The organism is Pseudomonas sp. H3_A02 (genome assembly GCF_054671965.1).
Genome location: NZ_CP162807.1, coordinates 1,707,420 through 1,723,088 on the forward strand (window position 1 = coordinate 1,707,420; position 15,669 = coordinate 1,723,088).

The 15,669-nt window shown below is 60.2% G+C and carries 17 protein-coding genes; 9 read left to right on the top strand and 8 right to left on the bottom strand.

Annotated elements, in window-relative coordinates:
- Nucleotides 1-76: 76 nt before the first annotated feature.
- The 5 genes from epd (at nt 77) to fba (ending at nt 4,308) form a co-directional block, all read left to right on the top strand.
- Nucleotides 77-1,132 (top strand): erythrose-4-phosphate dehydrogenase, encoded by a 1,056-nt coding sequence (epd, locus tag AB4N80_RS07375; RefSeq protein ID WP_122566572.1) that lies wholly within the window; start codon nt 77-79, stop codon nt 1,130-1,132.
- A gap of 24 nt (nt 1,133-1,156) precedes the next feature.
- Nucleotides 1,157-2,320 (top strand): phosphoglycerate kinase, encoded by a 1,164-nt coding sequence (locus AB4N80_RS07380; protein ID WP_122566573.1) that lies wholly within the window; start codon nt 1,157-1,159, stop codon nt 2,318-2,320.
- Between the two features lie 31 nt (nt 2,321-2,351).
- Complete coding sequence (locus AB4N80_RS07385) at nt 2,352-2,576, top strand: hypothetical protein (protein WP_122566574.1); 225 nt, start codon at nt 2,352-2,354, stop codon at nt 2,574-2,576.
- Nucleotides 2,577-2,632: 56 nt separating this feature from the next.
- The gene (locus tag AB4N80_RS07390; RefSeq protein WP_305482016.1) at nt 2,633-2,968 is read left to right on the top strand and encodes an MliC family protein; all 336 of its coding nucleotides are present in this window, start codon (nt 2,633-2,635) and stop codon (nt 2,966-2,968) included.
- A gap of 275 nt (nt 2,969-3,243) precedes the next feature.
- A complete protein-coding gene (gene fba / locus AB4N80_RS07395) occupies nt 3,244-4,308 on the top strand; it encodes a class II fructose-bisphosphate aldolase (protein WP_003177554.1) in 1,065 nt (354 codons plus the stop codon).
- Between the two features lie 417 nt (nt 4,309-4,725).
- On the opposite strand, the gene AB4N80_RS07400 is transcribed toward fba, so the two are convergent.
- The 6 genes from AB4N80_RS07400 to AB4N80_RS07425 all read right to left on the bottom strand — a co-directional run bounded on the left by AB4N80_RS07400 (nt 4,726) and on the right by AB4N80_RS07425 (nt 8,311).
- Nucleotides 4,726-4,899 (bottom strand): type II toxin-antitoxin system RelE/ParE family toxin, encoded by a 174-nt coding sequence (locus tag AB4N80_RS07400; RefSeq protein WP_122566577.1) that lies wholly within the window; start codon nt 4,897-4,899, stop codon nt 4,726-4,728.
- Nucleotides 4,900-5,178, bottom strand: coding sequence for a ribbon-helix-helix domain-containing protein (locus AB4N80_RS07405; protein ID WP_122566578.1), 279 nt, complete (start codon nt 5,176-5,178; stop codon nt 4,900-4,902).
- Between the two features lie 355 nt (nt 5,179-5,533).
- A complete protein-coding gene (locus tag AB4N80_RS07410; protein ID WP_460083221.1) occupies nt 5,534-5,722 on the bottom strand; it encodes a nucleoid-structuring protein H-NS in 189 nt (62 codons plus the stop codon).
- A 204-nt stretch (nt 5,723-5,926) separates the two neighbouring features.
- Nucleotides 5,927-6,211: a fructose-bisphosphate aldolase gene (locus tag AB4N80_RS07415; RefSeq protein ID WP_354336611.1), complete on the bottom strand. Its 285-nt coding sequence runs from the start codon at nt 6,209-6,211 to the stop codon at nt 5,927-5,929.
- A gap of 459 nt (nt 6,212-6,670) precedes the next feature.
- Nucleotides 6,671-7,339 carry a polysaccharide lyase family 7 protein gene (locus tag AB4N80_RS07420; protein WP_122566581.1) on the bottom strand — a complete coding sequence of 223 codons (669 nt, stop codon included), beginning with the start codon at nt 7,337-7,339 and terminating at the stop codon, nt 6,671-6,673.
- Between the two features lie 303 nt (nt 7,340-7,642).
- The gene (locus AB4N80_RS07425; RefSeq protein WP_122566582.1) at nt 7,643-8,311 is read right to left on the bottom strand and encodes a polysaccharide lyase family 7 protein; all 669 of its coding nucleotides are present in this window, start codon (nt 8,309-8,311) and stop codon (nt 7,643-7,645) included.
- 321 nt (nt 8,312-8,632) lie between these two features.
- Here AB4N80_RS07425 and AB4N80_RS07430 point away from each other — a divergent pair, with 321 nt between their 5' ends.
- Genes AB4N80_RS07430 through AB4N80_RS07440 form a run of 3 tightly spaced genes read left to right on the top strand, consistent with a single transcriptional unit; the run spans nt 8,633 to nt 11,603 of the window.
- Nucleotides 8,633-10,756, top strand: a complete 2,124-nt coding sequence (locus AB4N80_RS07430) for a putative bifunctional diguanylate cyclase/phosphodiesterase (protein WP_305468734.1) — start codon at nt 8,633-8,635, stop codon at nt 10,754-10,756.
- A 42-nt stretch (nt 10,757-10,798) separates the two neighbouring features.
- Nucleotides 10,799-11,302, top strand: a complete 504-nt coding sequence (locus AB4N80_RS07435) for a M48 metallopeptidase family protein (RefSeq protein WP_122566584.1) — start codon at nt 10,799-10,801, stop codon at nt 11,300-11,302.
- Between the two features lie 4 nt (nt 11,303-11,306).
- The gene (locus AB4N80_RS07440) at nt 11,307-11,603 is read left to right on the top strand and encodes a winged helix-turn-helix domain-containing protein (protein ID WP_122566585.1); all 297 of its coding nucleotides are present in this window, start codon (nt 11,307-11,309) and stop codon (nt 11,601-11,603) included.
- 126 nt (nt 11,604-11,729) lie between these two features.
- Here AB4N80_RS07440 and AB4N80_RS07445 read toward each other — a convergent pair whose 3' ends face one another.
- On the bottom strand, nt 11,730-12,182 hold the full coding sequence (locus AB4N80_RS07445) for a GNAT family N-acetyltransferase (RefSeq protein WP_122566586.1): 453 nt from the start codon (nt 12,180-12,182) through the stop codon (nt 11,730-11,732).
- 260 nt (nt 12,183-12,442) lie between these two features.
- Between AB4N80_RS07445 and AB4N80_RS07450 the strand changes: the two genes are divergently transcribed.
- Nucleotides 12,443-13,180, top strand: a complete 738-nt coding sequence (locus AB4N80_RS07450) for a substrate-binding periplasmic protein (RefSeq protein ID WP_122566587.1) — start codon at nt 12,443-12,445, stop codon at nt 13,178-13,180.
- 134 nt (nt 13,181-13,314) lie between these two features.
- Here AB4N80_RS07450 and yccS read toward each other — a convergent pair whose 3' ends face one another.
- Nucleotides 13,315-15,498 (bottom strand): YccS family putative transporter, encoded by a 2,184-nt coding sequence (yccS, locus tag AB4N80_RS07455; RefSeq protein WP_122566588.1) that lies wholly within the window; start codon nt 15,496-15,498, stop codon nt 13,315-13,317.
- Between the last annotated feature and the right edge of the window lie 171 nt (nt 15,499-15,669).

Consider the following 15,669-nt stretch of genomic DNA (forward strand, 5'->3'; position numbering starts at 1 on the left):
GGGAGCGAGCTTGCTCGCGATGGCGATGGCTCAGGCAACGCTGCCCTGATGGATTCACCCTGGTCAGAGAACCCCCATGCCCCAACCGCGTCCCTACAAAGTTGCACTCAACGGCTACGGCCGGATAGGTCGTTGCGTCTTGCGTGCGTTGTTCGAGCGAGGGGCCAAGGCCGGTTTCGAAATCGTGGCCATCAACGATCTGGCCGACATGGCCAGCATCGAATACCTGACACGCTTTGACTCCACCCACGGCCGGTTCCCCGGCGAAGTGCGGGTCGAGGGCGATTGTCTGCATATCAATGGCGACTGCGTGAAGGTCCTGCGCAGCGCCACCCCCGAAGGCATCGATTGGGCGTCCCTGGATGTCGATCTGGTACTCGAGTGTTCCGGTGCTTACCACACCCGCGAAGACGGTCAGCGTTTCCTCGATGCTGGCGCACCACGGGTGTTGTTCTCCCAACCGATGGCCAGCGAAGCGGATGTCGACGCCACCATCGTCTATGGCGTGAACCAGGATTGCCTGACCGGCGACGAATTGCTGGTGTCCAACGCGTCCTGCACCACCAACTGCGGCGTGCCGCTGTTGCGCCTGCTGGATCAGGCCATTGGCCTGGAATACGTGTCGATCACCACCATCCACTCAGCGATGAACGACCAGCCGGTGATCGACGCCTACCACCATGAGGACCTGCGCCGCACCCGTTCGGCGTTCCAATCGGTGATTCCGGTGTCCACTGGTCTGGCGCGTGGCATTGAACGGCTGCTGCCGGAACTTGCCGGGCGAATTCAGGCCAAAGCCGTGCGGGTGCCGACGGTCAACGTGTCCTGCCTCGACATCACGATGCAGACCGTGAGCGATACCGACGCCACCGAAGTCAACCGGATCCTGCGCGAAGCCGCCACCAGCGGCCCGCTCAAAGGCCTCCTGGCCTACACCGAGTTGCCTCACGCCAGTTGTGATTTTAATCATGACCCCCATTCGGCCATTGTCGATGCCAGCCAGACCCGGGTTTCCGGGCCGCGGCTCGTGAACATCCTGGCCTGGTTCGACAACGAATGGGGGTTTGCCAACCGAATGCTGGACGTTGCCGAGCATTACCTGCAAACCGCTTCGAAAAAACCTGCTCTCTAAACAGTTACCCAGGAATTGCGACCCATGACCGTGTTGAAGATGTCCGACCTCGATCTGCAAGGTAAGCGCGTACTGATCCGCGAAGACCTCAACGTCCCCGTCAAGGACGGTGTTGTCACCAGCGACGCGCGTATCCTGGCTTCGCTGCCGACCATCAAGCTGGCCTTGGAAAAAGGCGCGGCCGTGATGGTCTGTTCCCACCTGGGCCGTCCGACCGAAGGCGAGTTCTCGGCGGAAAACAGCCTCAAGCCTGTGGCCGATTACCTGAGCAAGGCCTTGGGCCGTGACGTGCCATTGGTGGCTGACTACCTGGGCGGCGTCGATGTAAAGGCCGGCGACGTCGTGCTGTTCGAAAACGTACGCTTCAACAAGGGCGAGAAAAAGAACGCCGACGAATTGGCCCAGCAATACGCCGCCCTGTGCGACGTGTTCGTGATGGACGCCTTCGGCACCGCTCACCGCGCCGAGGGTTCGACCCATGGCGTGGCGAAGTTCGCCAAAGTCGCCGCTGCCGGCCCGCTGCTGGCAGCTGAACTGGATGCACTGGGCAAGGCCCTGGGCTCGCCGGCCCAGCCGATGGCCGCCATTGTCGCCGGCTCCAAGGTTTCCACCAAGCTGGACGTGCTCAACAGCCTGAGCCAGGTCTGCAACCAACTGATTGTCGGTGGCGGCATCGCCAACACCTTCCTCGCCGCCGCCGGTCACCCGGTTGGTAAATCCCTGTATGAGCCGGATCTGCTGGATACCGCCCGGGAAATCGCCGCCAAGGTCAGCGTACCGTTGCCGGTGGACGTGGTCGTGGCCAAGGAATTCGCCGAAAGCGCGACGGCCACCGTCAAGCTGGTGGCCGACGTGGCCGAGGATGACATGATCCTCGACATCGGCCCGCAAACCGCAGCCAACTTCGCCGAACTGCTGAAATCCTCCCAGACGATCCTGTGGAACGGCCCGGTCGGCGTGTTCGAGTTCGACCAGTTCGGCAACGGCACCAAGGTGCTGGCCCAGGCCATCGCCGAAAGCAACGCGTTCTCTATTGCTGGCGGTGGCGACACCCTGGCGGCCATCGACAAATATGGCGTGGCCGAACAGATCTCCTACATTTCCACCGGTGGCGGCGCGTTCCTCGAATTCGTCGAAGGCAAAGTGCTGCCCGCCGTGGAAGTCCTGGAAAGCCGAGCCAAGGCCTGAGGTTGCGTTGACCAGGCAAAGGAGTGTTCTGATGGTCAAGACGTTCACGTTGCTGCTGGCGGCGACGATGCTGGTGGCCTGCTCAAGCAGCCCGGAGGCCCCGGCCCCGCAAACCGGCACGCCGACGCCCGAAGAAGGCTGTTACCAGGCTGACTGGCAGGCCGAGACCAACCCGGTGCTGAACAAGCGTTCCGGACCGGACGGCCTGGACAAATACGAGACGCAAACCCCGGCCAAGGAACATGGTTGTCCTTGACGGGTCTGACTCTTAACTCATGGCGGACGGCGTGTGCCGGCCGTCGAGGAACACGGATGAAAGGCTTGATCGCCGTTGTGGCGTTGGCATTGCTGGCCGGTTGCTCGCAACTGGGTTTTTTGCAGTCGTCCGAGCCCGTTGCAGAGGGCTGGACGAGCTGGACCTGTGACAGCGAGGCCAAAGTGCTCTGGCGTTACGCCGATGCTGCCCGCAAGGGAGTCGATGTACGCCTGGGCGGCGCGGATAAGGTGTATCGCCTCACGCTTGAACCGGGTGTCGAAGGTTCGCTGTACAGCGATGACATGCTGGCGTTTCACGTCAAAGGTGAGGAAGGCCTGGTGTACTGGGTCGCCACGAATGACTTGATTGGGCGGGGTTGCAAGGCGCAGTAATACGATTGAACTGATCCACAGTGATCCAAATGTGAAAGCAGATCCAATGTGGGAGCGAGCTTGCTCGCGATAGTGGTGTATCAGGCGACAGTGATGTTGAATGTGCTGGCCTCATCGCGAGCAAGCTCGCTCCCACAGGGATCGCATCAGTATTTGGTTTAGCGACACCGAACACGCAGGCCGGGGTCACCCCCCGGATCCGCAATGACTTGAATAGCCGCCGCCGCTCCGGCAGGCTGGCACGATTAACGACCCTCGACCGGGAGAGAGACACAATGGCACTTATCAGCATGCGTCAGATGCTGGACCACGCAGCCGAGTTCGGCTACGGCGTTCCAGCCTTTAACGTCAACAACCTTGAGCAGATGCGCGCCATCATGGAAGCCGCTGACAAGACTGACTCTCCGGTGATCGTCCAGGCTTCGGCCGGTGCCCGCAAATACGCCGGCGCGCCATTCCTGCGTCACCTGATCCTGGCGGCGATCGAAGAATTCCCGCACATCCCGGTGTGCATGCACCAGGACCACGGCACCAGCCCTGACGTCTGCCAGCGCTCCATCCAACTGGGCTTCAGCTCGGTGATGATGGACGGTTCCCTCGGCGAAGACGGCAAGACCCCGACCGACTACGAGTACAACGTACGCGTCACCCAACAGACCGTCGCCATGGCCCACGCCTGCGGCGTGTCGGTGGAAGGTGAGCTGGGTTGCCTGGGTTCGCTGGAAACCGGCATGGCCGGTGAAGAAGACGGCATCGGCGCCGAAGGCGTGCTGGACCACAGCCAGATGCTGACCGACCCGGAAGAAGCGGCGGATTTCGTCAAGAAAACCCAAGTCGACGCCCTAGCCATCGCCATCGGCACCAGCCACGGCGCCTACAAATTCACCAAGCCGCCTACCGGCGACGTGCTGGCCATCGACCGCATCAAGGAAATCCACAAGCGCATCCCCAACACCCACCTGGTGATGCACGGTTCTTCTTCGGTGCCGCAGGAATGGCTGGCGATCATCAACCAGTACGGTGGCGACATCAAGGAAACCTACGGCGTGCCGGTTGAGGAGATCGTCGAAGGTATCAAGTACGGTGTGCGCAAGGTCAACATCGATACCGATTTGCGTCTCGCTTCTACCGGTGCCATGCGTCGGTTGATGGCGACCAATCCTAGCGAGTTTGATCCGCGTAAGTTCTTTGGCGCGACCGTGACGGCGATGCGTGATGTGTGTATTGCGCGTTATGAGGCGTTTGGTACGGCGGGGAATGCTTCGAAGATCAAGCCGATTTCTTTGGAAGCGATGTATCAGCGTTATCTGAAAGGTGAGTTGAACGCTAAGGTTAACTAAGGCTTCAGCGTTGTGGTTGTGAGAAAACCCGCAGTGATGCGGGTTTTTTTATGTGTGGGATTTGTGTGTATATCCGTTTCTTGGGTAACGGCTACTTATGGTTCCACCCTTACGGCGGGTCACTTTCGAAAAGCCCGGAAGCCGGCCCAGTCGAAAGTAACCAAAGCGCTCCTGCCCCACCACTCGGTGCCTCGCCTAGGCTCGGCATGCCCGAACGAAGGCATTGCTCCGTGGGCCCGCCGCGAAGGGCCATCCATGGCCCAGCGCGGCTATCCCGGCATCCATGCCGGGATGCCCACTGTGCAATACCTGCGTTCGGCCATCGTGGTTAATGGGGCGCCAAAATCTACGTCCACCGCGAGGCGGCCTTATAGCCGACCTGGCTCTTGGTGGGGGTCTCGCTCCCACATTGGATTTTCAGCAGCCACAAAATGCATATACGCCACAGAACATCTGTAGCTCTTTACAGTAGGTCACGATGGCGTCGGTATACCGATGGGCAATTTCCGGCGAAGCCTCTGTGGCAATGTAACGATAGAGCGCAGCTAACTGCTCAAGGGCTTGCGGTGCAAACTCGACGGTATGGGCCATTTACGATTTTACGGTGGCGTTCTGGTGTCCTGCAGCCAATCGAGAGCGCACCTCATCAACGCTTAGCGTGCGCGAGGGGGCAGCTTTCAAGGCATCGTAAGCTGGGGCTACTTGACCTACGAGCCAGTTTTCCAAAGCACGATCACGAGCCAGCAGCGCCCGAAGGCCATCACGAATGACTTCACTTTCAGTGGCGTACTCGCCAGCAGCCACCTTGGCTTTCACTACGTCAGCCATCTGGTTAGGCAGTGTGATGCTGAACTGTTGAGTGCTACGCATGATGAGCCTCCTGAATAAGATAGGATTTAATCCTGCTCTGCTCAAAAGAATATGCACATGACCTCCTGTTATCCTCGATGACTTTACAGGCGGATTAGGGGTGAGCTTGCTCGCGATGCCGGTGGTTCAGTTGATGAAGATGGTGAATGTATTGGCCTCTTCGCGAGCAAGCCCGCTCCCACATTGGGCCCAGCGGTGTATATGAATTTTGTGGGTGCTGAAGATCCAGTGTGGGAGCTTGCTCGCGAAGGCAGTGTCATAGTCGATGAAGATGTCGAATGTGCTGTCGTCATCGCGAGCAAGCTTTGCTCCCACAGATCTGATGGGTGTACGACCGGGAGAGTCAGGTCGGCTGTCAGGCCGCCTCGTGGTGGACGTTGATCTCGGGCGCCCCGTTAACCACGCTGGCCGAACGCAGGCATTGTGGAGTGGGCATCCCGGCATGGATGCCGGGATAGCCGCGCTGGGCCATGGATGGCCCTTCGCGGCGGGCCCACGGAGCAATGCCGGAGTGAGGGCACACCGAGCCTAGGCGAGGTGCCAAGTGGTGGGGCAGGAGCGTTTTGGTTACTTTTGCGCTCTTCAAAAGTGACCCGCCGTAAGGGCGGAACCCTAAGTAGCCGTTACCAAAGAAATGGATATACACACAGATCCTGATAGCGCTGTGTCAGTCGCCATCCATGCTGCTGACCCAGCGCTATCGCGAGCAAGCTCGCTCCCACAGGGGATTTTCTCCCACCGAGAGGGTTTATTGGTCTTCGAGGCCGCGCTGTTCAATGACGCCGAACACATCGGTGACATCCTGGACCAGGATCCGAGCAACATTGGTGAGGGTGTTGAAGTCGCTGGCGGCCGAATCGCGCAACGTGGCGCAGGCCATGAGGGTCAGGTAATCGAGGGTGGCATGCAGGCGTTCGCTGGCGCAGGCATGGAGTTCGGTCAGTGGGGCGGTGCGGTCGATGAACCGGATGGGTTGTGTGGTGGCGATCGGGGTGAGTGGAGTGAAGCGGCTGAGCAATTGTTCGGCTTTCATGACAAACCTCTAACTCAAGAAAAGTATTTGCCACCGTTTGCTGCGAAACAAATTGGGTGGCAGCCATGTGCGGGTTCGCAGACCGAGGAGTTAGAGAAACCCGGCAGACCCGAAGATCTCCCACACACAGCCGCCATAAAAAGCCGAACGTAGGCAGGATTCGCCTATGTCGATTTTTGACGGTCGTGATTCTAACTCACCAGGGCTGCGAAACCCTTGCCCACTGACCAACGCCAGCAGACCCACCGAACTATAGAGGAGATTTTCGAAGCCAAAATCGACCTGTAGGACGCACCGGGCCCTTGTGGCGAGGGAGCTTGCTCCCGCTCGGGGGCGCAGCCGCCGTAAAACCGGGGCATGCGGTGGGTCTGGCGGAAAGGGGGCTGCTTCGCAGCCCAGCGGGGATAAATCCCCTCGCCACAAGAGGGGATTTCCTACGAGATTTTCGGAAGTGAAATTTCAGGTGTTGTGATCGATATCCAGCACACTGAACGTCACTTTTCCGCCCTCGCTGGTATAGCCGGTGTTGTCCTGCACGTAGACCCCGGCCTTGAAGTACAACGGCTTGACCCGCCAAGTAGAGCTGATGGTGGTGTACCAGCTACGACCCGCTGCAGTAATGCCCAGGTCGCCGGTACGATCAAGGTGGAGCCGGTAACTGAAGGCTTGATTAAGTTTTACACCGGTGGCGACGGTGATGACCCGGCCTTCGTCGTCATTGGGGCGCATGCGCACTTTGGCGACGATGTCCCCGGTGCTGGTGGCATCCTTGTATTGGTATTCCAGCTTCACCATGGGTTTGCTGCTGTCCTTGGCATGGATCTGACCAATCACGATCTTGCCACTGCTGGGCACCTGGTTGACGACCAGTTTCGCACGCAATTGATTGTCGGCATCGGGGTACAGCCAGTTGCGCAGGGTGCCGTCTTTGTAGGTCTCACGCAATTCGCTGCGGGGGTAGATCGCATTTTCAGTCTTGCTGCCGGTAACCGGTGACCAGAAGTACACCGTGCTGCCTTCAGAATTGAAATATTTATCCCTGAACCCATCCACCAGTCGAGGTGTTTCGATGGTCTTCGGCGGGCTGCCCTCGGGAATGCTCAGGTTCCAGGTTGCAAGATCGACCATGTTCGGATCCTTTCTGAGAAGAAGAAATGATTTACGCCACAGCCGGAGGCTCTAAGACGCGGTTTTGCTGAGGCCAGGAGGGGGCGCGGGCGAGCAATTGGCACGGTCGTCCGGCGGAGGGTTGGCGTCAGCAGTCCGTCAGAGTAGGGATTGTCGATTTTGTGCCGCAGATAATTGACCGTTAGTCGGGAGTGTCAAAATTTCTTTGAACGATGGCTTTTTGACGTTGCCCTTCGATGTTGCTCGCAAAGGCGCGAGTCGGCTAGCAGGCAGCGATCCATGCTGCTGCGCGAGGGGGAAGGCTTAGAGGTTGTGATCGATGTCCAGAAGGCTGAACGTCACTTTTCCACCTTCGGTGGCGTAGCCGGTATTGTCCTGCACGTAGACTCCGGCCTTGAAATACAGCGGCTTGGTGCTCCAGGTGCTGCTGACGGTGCTGCTCCATTGGTATCCGGCACCGTTGATGGTCAGCAGACCTGCGCGGTTGAGGTGGATCAGGTAAGAAAACGGCTGGTTGAGTTTGATGCCCGTGGCGATGGTGATCACCTGACCCGTTGCGTCGTCGGGGCGCATGCGCACCTTGGCGACGATGTTGCCGGTGGAACTGTAGGTCTTGTACTGGTATTCCAGCTTCACCATGGGGCTGGTGCTGTCCTTGGCGTGGATCTGGCCAATCACCAGCTTGCCGGTGCTGGGCACTTGGCCGACGGTCAAGGTGGCGGCCAGCTTGTTATCCGCCGCGGGGTAAAGCCAATTACGCAACGTACCGTCGCCGTTGGTTTCGCGCAGTTCGCTGCGTGGGTAAATGGCGTTGGCCGTCGTGGCGCCTGTCACAGGAGCCCAGAAAAACACGGTGCCGGTTTCAGAGTTGAAATATTGGTTCTTGAAGCCTTGAACCAATTGTGAGGTTTGAATGGTTGCCGGTGGGGCGCCTTCGGGAATGCTCAAGTTCCAAGTTGCGAGATCGATCATGTCCAAGTCCTGCGTGTCGAGATGTAAAGGTGTACGCCGTAGCGGGAGGCTTTAAACCGCCCTTTTGAAGCGTTTCGGAACGCTGGACTGGGCTTTTTTTGTTGACCGTTCGGCGGATGTTTGACGTCAATTGTTCGTCGATGGTGTCATTGCAGTTTCTGTGCCTGAGCAGGGTGACCGTTAGTCGGCTATTTCGGGCTTTGTCTGGATGATGGCGTGATGACACCTACTGCTTTTCAAAATCCCGGTCTAGAGTGAGGGGACAGTATTTGTCCGCTTTGCTACGTAAAAACGGACGTGGCGCCCGATAAGAGAAGCAGCATGGAATGCGCGCAACCAACGCCCGGCGAAGGCAGCTCTGTCCTTTTGATTGTTGATGATTACCCTGAAAACCTGCTCAGCATGCGGGCCTTGTTGCAGCGCCAGGATTGGCAGGTCATGACGGCGTCCTCGGGGGTCGAGGCGCTTAATCTGCTGCTCGAACACGACATCGATCTGGTTCTGCTGGATGTGCAGATGCCCGACATGGACGGTTTCGAAGTGGCGCGCCTGATGCGCGGCAGCCAGCGCACGCGGCTCACGCCGATCATTTTCCTGACCGCCAACGAGCAATCCCAGGACGCGGTCATCAAGGGCTACGCCAGTGGCGCCGTGGATTACCTGTTCAAGCCCTTCGATCCGCAAATCCTCAAGCCCAAGGTCCAGGCGTTGCTCGAGCACCAGCGCAATCGCCGGGCCTTGCAGCGCCTGAGCCAGGATCTCGAAGCGGCCAGGGCCTTCAATGCCTCGGTGCTGGACAACGCCGCCGAAGGCATCCTGGTGGTGGATGAGAACGGTTGTATCCGCTTCGCCAACCCGTCCACCTGCCGCTTGCTCAATGCCACCGCCGAGCAGTTGCAGGACATGCCATTCCTGGATTTCCTGCAGAAACCGCACATCCCCGAGTGGGTCGATTCCGATATCCACAATGCCTATCGGCGGGGTGAAACCTGGCGCTTGCATGACGCGGTGCTGCGCACGGCGCCCGGCCAGCAGGTGTCGGTGGCCTTGTCCTGTGCGCCGCTGCCCTCGGAACAGAAGGCGATGGTGGTGACACTCCAGGACATGTCCGTAGTTCGCCACTTGCACCAGCAGCTCGAATACCAGGCCGTCACGGACCCGCTGACCGGCTTGCTCAACCGCCGGGGCTTCTACCAGACTGCGGAAAACCTGTTGATGCGCAGCGAGCGGCTGGAAAGCAACTGGGTGCTGCTGTACCTGGACCTCGACGGCTTCAAGCGGGTCAATGACTCGCTGGGGCACGACGCCGGGGACCGGGTCTTGCGCTGGGTGTCGGAGCAGTTGAAGGCGTGCCTGCGTCCCTTCGATATCCTGGCGCGACTGGGCGGTGACGAGTTCACGGCGCTACTGGACCTGGAGTTTCCCGAGCAGGCGGCCAAGATCGCGGAGAAACTCATCGAGCGCGTCGCGATCTGCCAGCAGATCGAAGGCATGGACGTGGCGCTTGGCGCCAGCATCGGCATCGCGACGTACCCGGACTGTGGCGCCAACCTCGATGGCTTGCTACGGGCGTCCGATATCGCCATGTACGAAGCCAAGCGTGCCGGTCGCCAGCAATACCGTTTTTACGACCACGAAATGAACGGTCGAGCCCGTTCACGGCTGATGCTGGAAGAGAGCGTGCGCTCGGCCATCGAGAACCGCGATTTCAATATGGTCTACCAGCCGCAGGTGAACATCGTCGATGGGCGAATCCGCGGGTTCGAGGCGCTGTTGCGCTGGCAGCACCCGAGTGTCGGCGACGTGCCGCCGGGCCTGTTCCTGCCGTTGCTGGAAGAGGCGCGATTGATCAGCCGGCTGGGCAGCTGGATTTATCATCGCAGCGCGGCCCAGCGCAAAGTCTGGGAGCGGTTGTTCGCTGATGACCTGGTGTTGGGGGTGAGCCTGAGCAGCACTCAGTTCGGCATGCCGAACCTGGTGACCGAGTTGCGCCAGGTCCTGGAACGCCACGCCTTGAAGCCGCGACAGTTGGAGGTCGAGGTGACCGAGGATGCGCTGATGCGCAATCCCGATGAAACCCAAAAGCAATTGCGCCTGCTGCGCCAGCTCGGGGTGCGCGTGGCATTGGATGACTTCGGTTCGGGGCCTTGTTCGCTGACGCATCTGCGCGATCTTGAACTCGATACCCTCAAGCTCGATCGGCACTTGATCGCCCGCTTGCCGGGGTCGCCCCGAGATGCCGCGTTGGCCGCCTCGGTCATCGACCTGTGTACGCAGTTGGGCTTGCGGGTGATCGCCGAAGGGGTGGAAACCCGCGAGCAGTATCAGTGGCTACAGACCCATGGCTGTGAGTTCGTGCAGGGGTTCCTGGTGGCGCGACCGTTGATGGCCGAAGACACCAATGCCTTCGCCAAGCCCTTCGACTGGAGCGCGGTGCTGGCCTGAATTCGCTACACTGGCGGCCTCTTGTGACTGTGCTGCCCTTTGATGACCGCGCTCAAATACCTCCAGGCCTACCCCGCCGCCCTGCAAGCCCAAGTTCAGCAATTGATCGCCCAGGACCGCCTGGGCGATTACCTGCAGCAGCGCTACCCGGGTCGGCATCCGATCCAGAGCGACAAGGCCCTGTACGGTTATGCGCTGGACCTCAAGCAGCAATACCTGCGTAACGCGCCGGCCATCGACAAGGTGTTGTTCGACAGTCGCCTGGACCTGACCCACCGCGCCCTCGGCCTGCACACCGCGGTGTCGCGGGTGCAGGGCGGCAAGCTCAAGGCCAAGAAGGAAATCCGCATCGCGGCGCTGTTCAAGGACGCGGCGCCCGAGTTCCTGAAGATGATCGTGGTGCACGAGTTGGCGCACTTCAAGGAGTCGGACCACAACAAGGCCTTCTACCAGCTCTGCGAACACATGCTGCCGGGCTATCACCAACTGGAATTCGACCTGCGGGTGTACCTGACCTGGCGGGACCTGCAACCTCACAAGGACTGACTGAATGGACGTGAGCAAGACCAAGACCAGTTTCTACCGTCGCCTGTACGTGGCTTACCTGATCGACAGCGGCCTGGCCAGCAACGTCCCGGCGCTCACCGAAGCCACCGGCATGCCCCGGCGCACGGCCCAGGACACCATCGCCGCGCTGGCTGACCTGGATATCACATGTGAGTTCGAGCAAGAGGACGGCGCGCGCAACCATGCCGGGCGCTATCGGATTCGCGATTGGGGGGCGATCGATCGGGGGTGGATCGAGGGGAATTTGCAGCGGATCAAGGCGGTGCTTGAATACCCCTGAACATTGGCTGTGTCTGGGCTGGCCTCTTCGCGAGCAAGCCCGCTCCCACATTTGATCGTTTTCGTACACAAACTTTGTGTTCGCTGAAGATCCACTGTGGGAGCGAGCTTGCTCGCGATGGCGACCTCAGGGCCGATGCATGCCAATGTGCGGAATCCCATCCTCCATATATTCCACCCCCACCACTTCAAACCCGTACCGCCCGTAGTACCCCTGCAGATGCGCCTGGGCCGACAATGAGATCGACGTGCCAGGCCAATGTTTCTCGGCCTGCTTGAGCGCTTGTTCCATCAGCGTGTGACCCAACCCCTGGCCGCGTGCCTGAGGGGCGATGACCACGCGCCCGATCACCACGTCACTGTTTTGCGAGTGCGGGTCGAGCAAGCGCAGGTAGGCCACCAGGTGGTTGTCGTGCCAGGCCATCAGGTGACAGGTGTCGCCCTCCAGGTCCAGCCCATCAACGTCCGGGTAGGCGCAGTTCTGCTCGACGACGAATACCTCTGCGCGCAATTTGAGGATGGCATACAGCTGTTCCTTGCTCAGGTCGCTGTGATGTTTGCAGACCCACTCGATATCCATTTTTTGAATTTCCTGAAGAACCTGATGCCGATAGTAAGCGTGCTTGGCCCGGAAGTCTCTTGCTCACGCGACCGGAAAATCTGTGACAAAGGCCAAAATGCCATCATTCCTTTGTCGCGGTGCTGTCGTCTTTGTGTAATCTTCGTGACAGCCCTGCGCAGCGGTTCCAATGAGCTAATGTTAGGACCGGGTGTCTGAGGACGCCTGTTGAGTTTCGGCTAAAAACAAACCGGGCTTTGAACCCGTCAAGGACGTTTGGCATGCCGCGATTGCATCGAGCTCTTGCATTGATCGGGTTGCTGTTGCTGAGCTACGAGGCTTGCGCACAGAAGTTGCGCCTGGTCGCCGATGCCTGGCCGCCCTTTACCGATTCCACCTTGATCAATGGCGGCCTGGCGACCGATATCGTCAGCACCGCCCTGGCGCGGGCCGGCTATGCCACGGACTTCGAACAGGTGCCCTGGGCCCGGGCGATGCTGGGTATCGGCGAGGGCCGCTATGACGTGCTGGTCAACGCCTGGTACAGCGAGGAACGGACCCATATAGGCCGGTTCTCAGCCGAATACCTGCTCAACCGCGTGCGTTTCATCAAGCGCAAGGACGAGGCGATCCAATTTGATAGCCTGCAACAGCTGCGTGCTTATCCCATCGCCGTCGTGCGCGGTTATGCCTATGCCAAGGACTTCGATGAAGACCCGAAAATGCAGAAAGTCCCGGTGCATAACTTCGCCATGGCGGTGCGTATGCTGGCTGCCGACCGTGTGAAGCTGACCCTGGAAGACGAGTTCGTCGCTCGCTATTACCTGGCCCGGGAATCGCCCAAGGTGCGCAGCGCCGTGGAGTTCCTGCCCAAGCCCTTGAGTGAAAACAGCCTGCATATCCTGGTCAGCCTGAAGAACCCGGAGCATGAGCAGATTGTGGCCGGGTTTGATCGGGAGATTGCGGCGATGAAGGCGGATGGCAGTTATGCGCGGTTATTGAAGGCGCATGGGATGTAGGGGGCCTGGACTGGCCCTATCGCGAGCAAGCTCGCTCCCACAGGGGCCTGCTGTGACACAAAGTCTGCGTACACCAACAATCCACTGTGGGAGCGAGCTTGCTCGCGATGAGGCCCATCCAAACACCACAGTCCTCAAGCCTCGCTGGTGTCCTTGATCAGATGCGCCGCCAAGGTCCGCAATGGCCCTAGCTGCCGACAGATCAACCCCAGTTGCGTCTGTACCAAACGCTGCCCCTCGTCGATCTCATCCGGCATCTGCTCAAGCTCGCTGGCCAGGGCTTCCTCTTCGTCGCTCTGGATTGCAATCGGTTGTTTGCTCGCCAGGCCCCGGGCGATTTCGTCGATGCTCGCGGCCAGTTTCACCCCGGCACCGTCGATCAATTGTTCGCGTATTTCCGCCGGCAGTTCGGTGCCTCGGTGGGCGCCCAGGCCTGAGAGGTAACTGAGCAGGGTGTGGGACAGCACCAGGAAGCGGAACCCCACATCGGCTTCCTTCCTGAAATGCCCCGGCTCCATCAGCATGTTCGCCAGTGTGGTGGACAGCGCGGCATCGGCGTTGTGGGCGTTGCGTCGGGCCAGGCGGTAGGCCAGGTCGTCGCTTTTACCGGCTGCGTATTGCTGCATGATCTGGCGCAGGTAAATGCTGTTGCAGGTCAGCGTGTTGGCCAGCACTTTGTTCAGTCGCCGACCTTGCCAGTCGGGCAGGAACAGGAAGACCGCCAGCCCGGCGATCAGGCTGCCGAGCAAGGTATCGAACAGCCGCGGCAGCAGCAGCCCATAGCCGTCGCCCACCTGGTTGAAGCAGAACAGCACCATGATGGTGATCGCCGCCGTCGCCAGGGTGTAGCGGGTGGTGCGGTTGGTAAAGAACACCACCCCGGCGGCAATGGCAAAGCACGATTGCACCAGCGGATTGGGGAACAGGTCGAACAGCGCCCAGGCCACTGTCAGGCCAATGGCGGTGCCGATGATCCGCTGGCCGAGCTTGCGCCGGGTGGCACCGTAGTTGGGTTGGCAGACGAACAGCGTGGTGAGGATGATCCAATAGCCCTGGGACGGGTGAATCATGTGCACCACGGCGTAGCCCACGCTCAGGGCCAGGGGCAAGCGCAAGGCATGCCGGAACAGCAGCGAGGTGGGTGTGAGCTGGGTGCGCAAACGCAGCCAGACGTCCTTGAGGTTGCGCGGCGAGCGGTCCAGCAGGCTGCTGTCGGTGGCGTCGGCCAGGGCGTCGGGGTTGCTCGCGTCGCTGAGCAGGCGGTCCATGGTGCCCAGGTTCACCGACAGGGCGCGCAACGAACGCAGCAAGCCGCGCCAGGCGGGGTTGCTCTGGATGCGCAGGTGTTCGAGGGACGCGTGCAGGTCGTCGAGGGCCTCGGCGAAGGTGTGGTCGTAGACGAACGGCTGACGCAGCTGGATCGACTCGGCCAACGCCTGGCAGGCCTTGCCTTGCTGGCGCAACAGGCGCTGGCAGCGGAACAGCACGTCGCTGTGGAAAAATGCCTCGGCCAGGGCGTTGTAGGGGTAGTGAGACGAGCTGGCGCGTTCGTGGATGTCCTGGGCCAGGAAGTACAGCTTCAGGTAGCGGCTGACTTTCGACCCGGGTCGGCCATTGCCGACGCGGTGCAGGATGATTTCCTTCGCGCTGTTGAGCGCGGCGACCACCCGGCCGTTTTGCTGGGCCAGTTCCAGGCGACGGGCTTCGACGTCCAGTTGGCGGATCGGCTCCAGGAGCGACGATTTGAGCTTGAGGTAGCGCCCCAGTTCGCGAAACAGCCGCGCCAGGCTTTGTTGCACAGGTTGGTTGGAAAACAATGCCTGCCACACCACCGACAGCAAGCCGTACCACGCGGCACCGGCGACCAGTAGCAGGGGTTCATGCCAGAAGTCGTTGACCGCGCCGCCGCGCTGGTCCACGCCGATCATGGTGTAGACCGAAAGAATCAGCGTGCCCGAGGCGATTGCGCCATAGCGCTCACCCAGGGCGCCAAGCATGGTCAGGCCAAAGGCGGCCAGGGCCAGGGCGATGATAAACAGGACGGGGTAGGGGAACAGCAATTCCACCGACAGCGCCGCGACGGTGAAACACACCAGGGTCACGGCCAGCGCGTTGAGACGGCCTTGCCAACTGTCATCGGTCTCGGCCAGGGCGCTGGCGATGATGCCCAGGAACAAGGGGATCAGCAGTGCCATTTCATCCAGGTACCAGCACAGCCCCATACTGCCGGTCAGGGCGATGAAGACCCGCACGCTATAACTGAACTTATCCAACGCCCAAAGGCGACGCAAAGACTGGCTAAACGAGTTCGCTGACATGAAGTGCACGGGCCTGACGGGCAATGACGCTAAATTGAGGCAGTAATGACGCTGACGCAATGGCGGCGATCACATCTGACAGCAAAAAGTGTTCCTTCACGTGTGAATGCGATTCAGAAAACACCATAGCCCACTGTGGGAGCGAGCAAGCTCGCTCCCACAGGATTATTG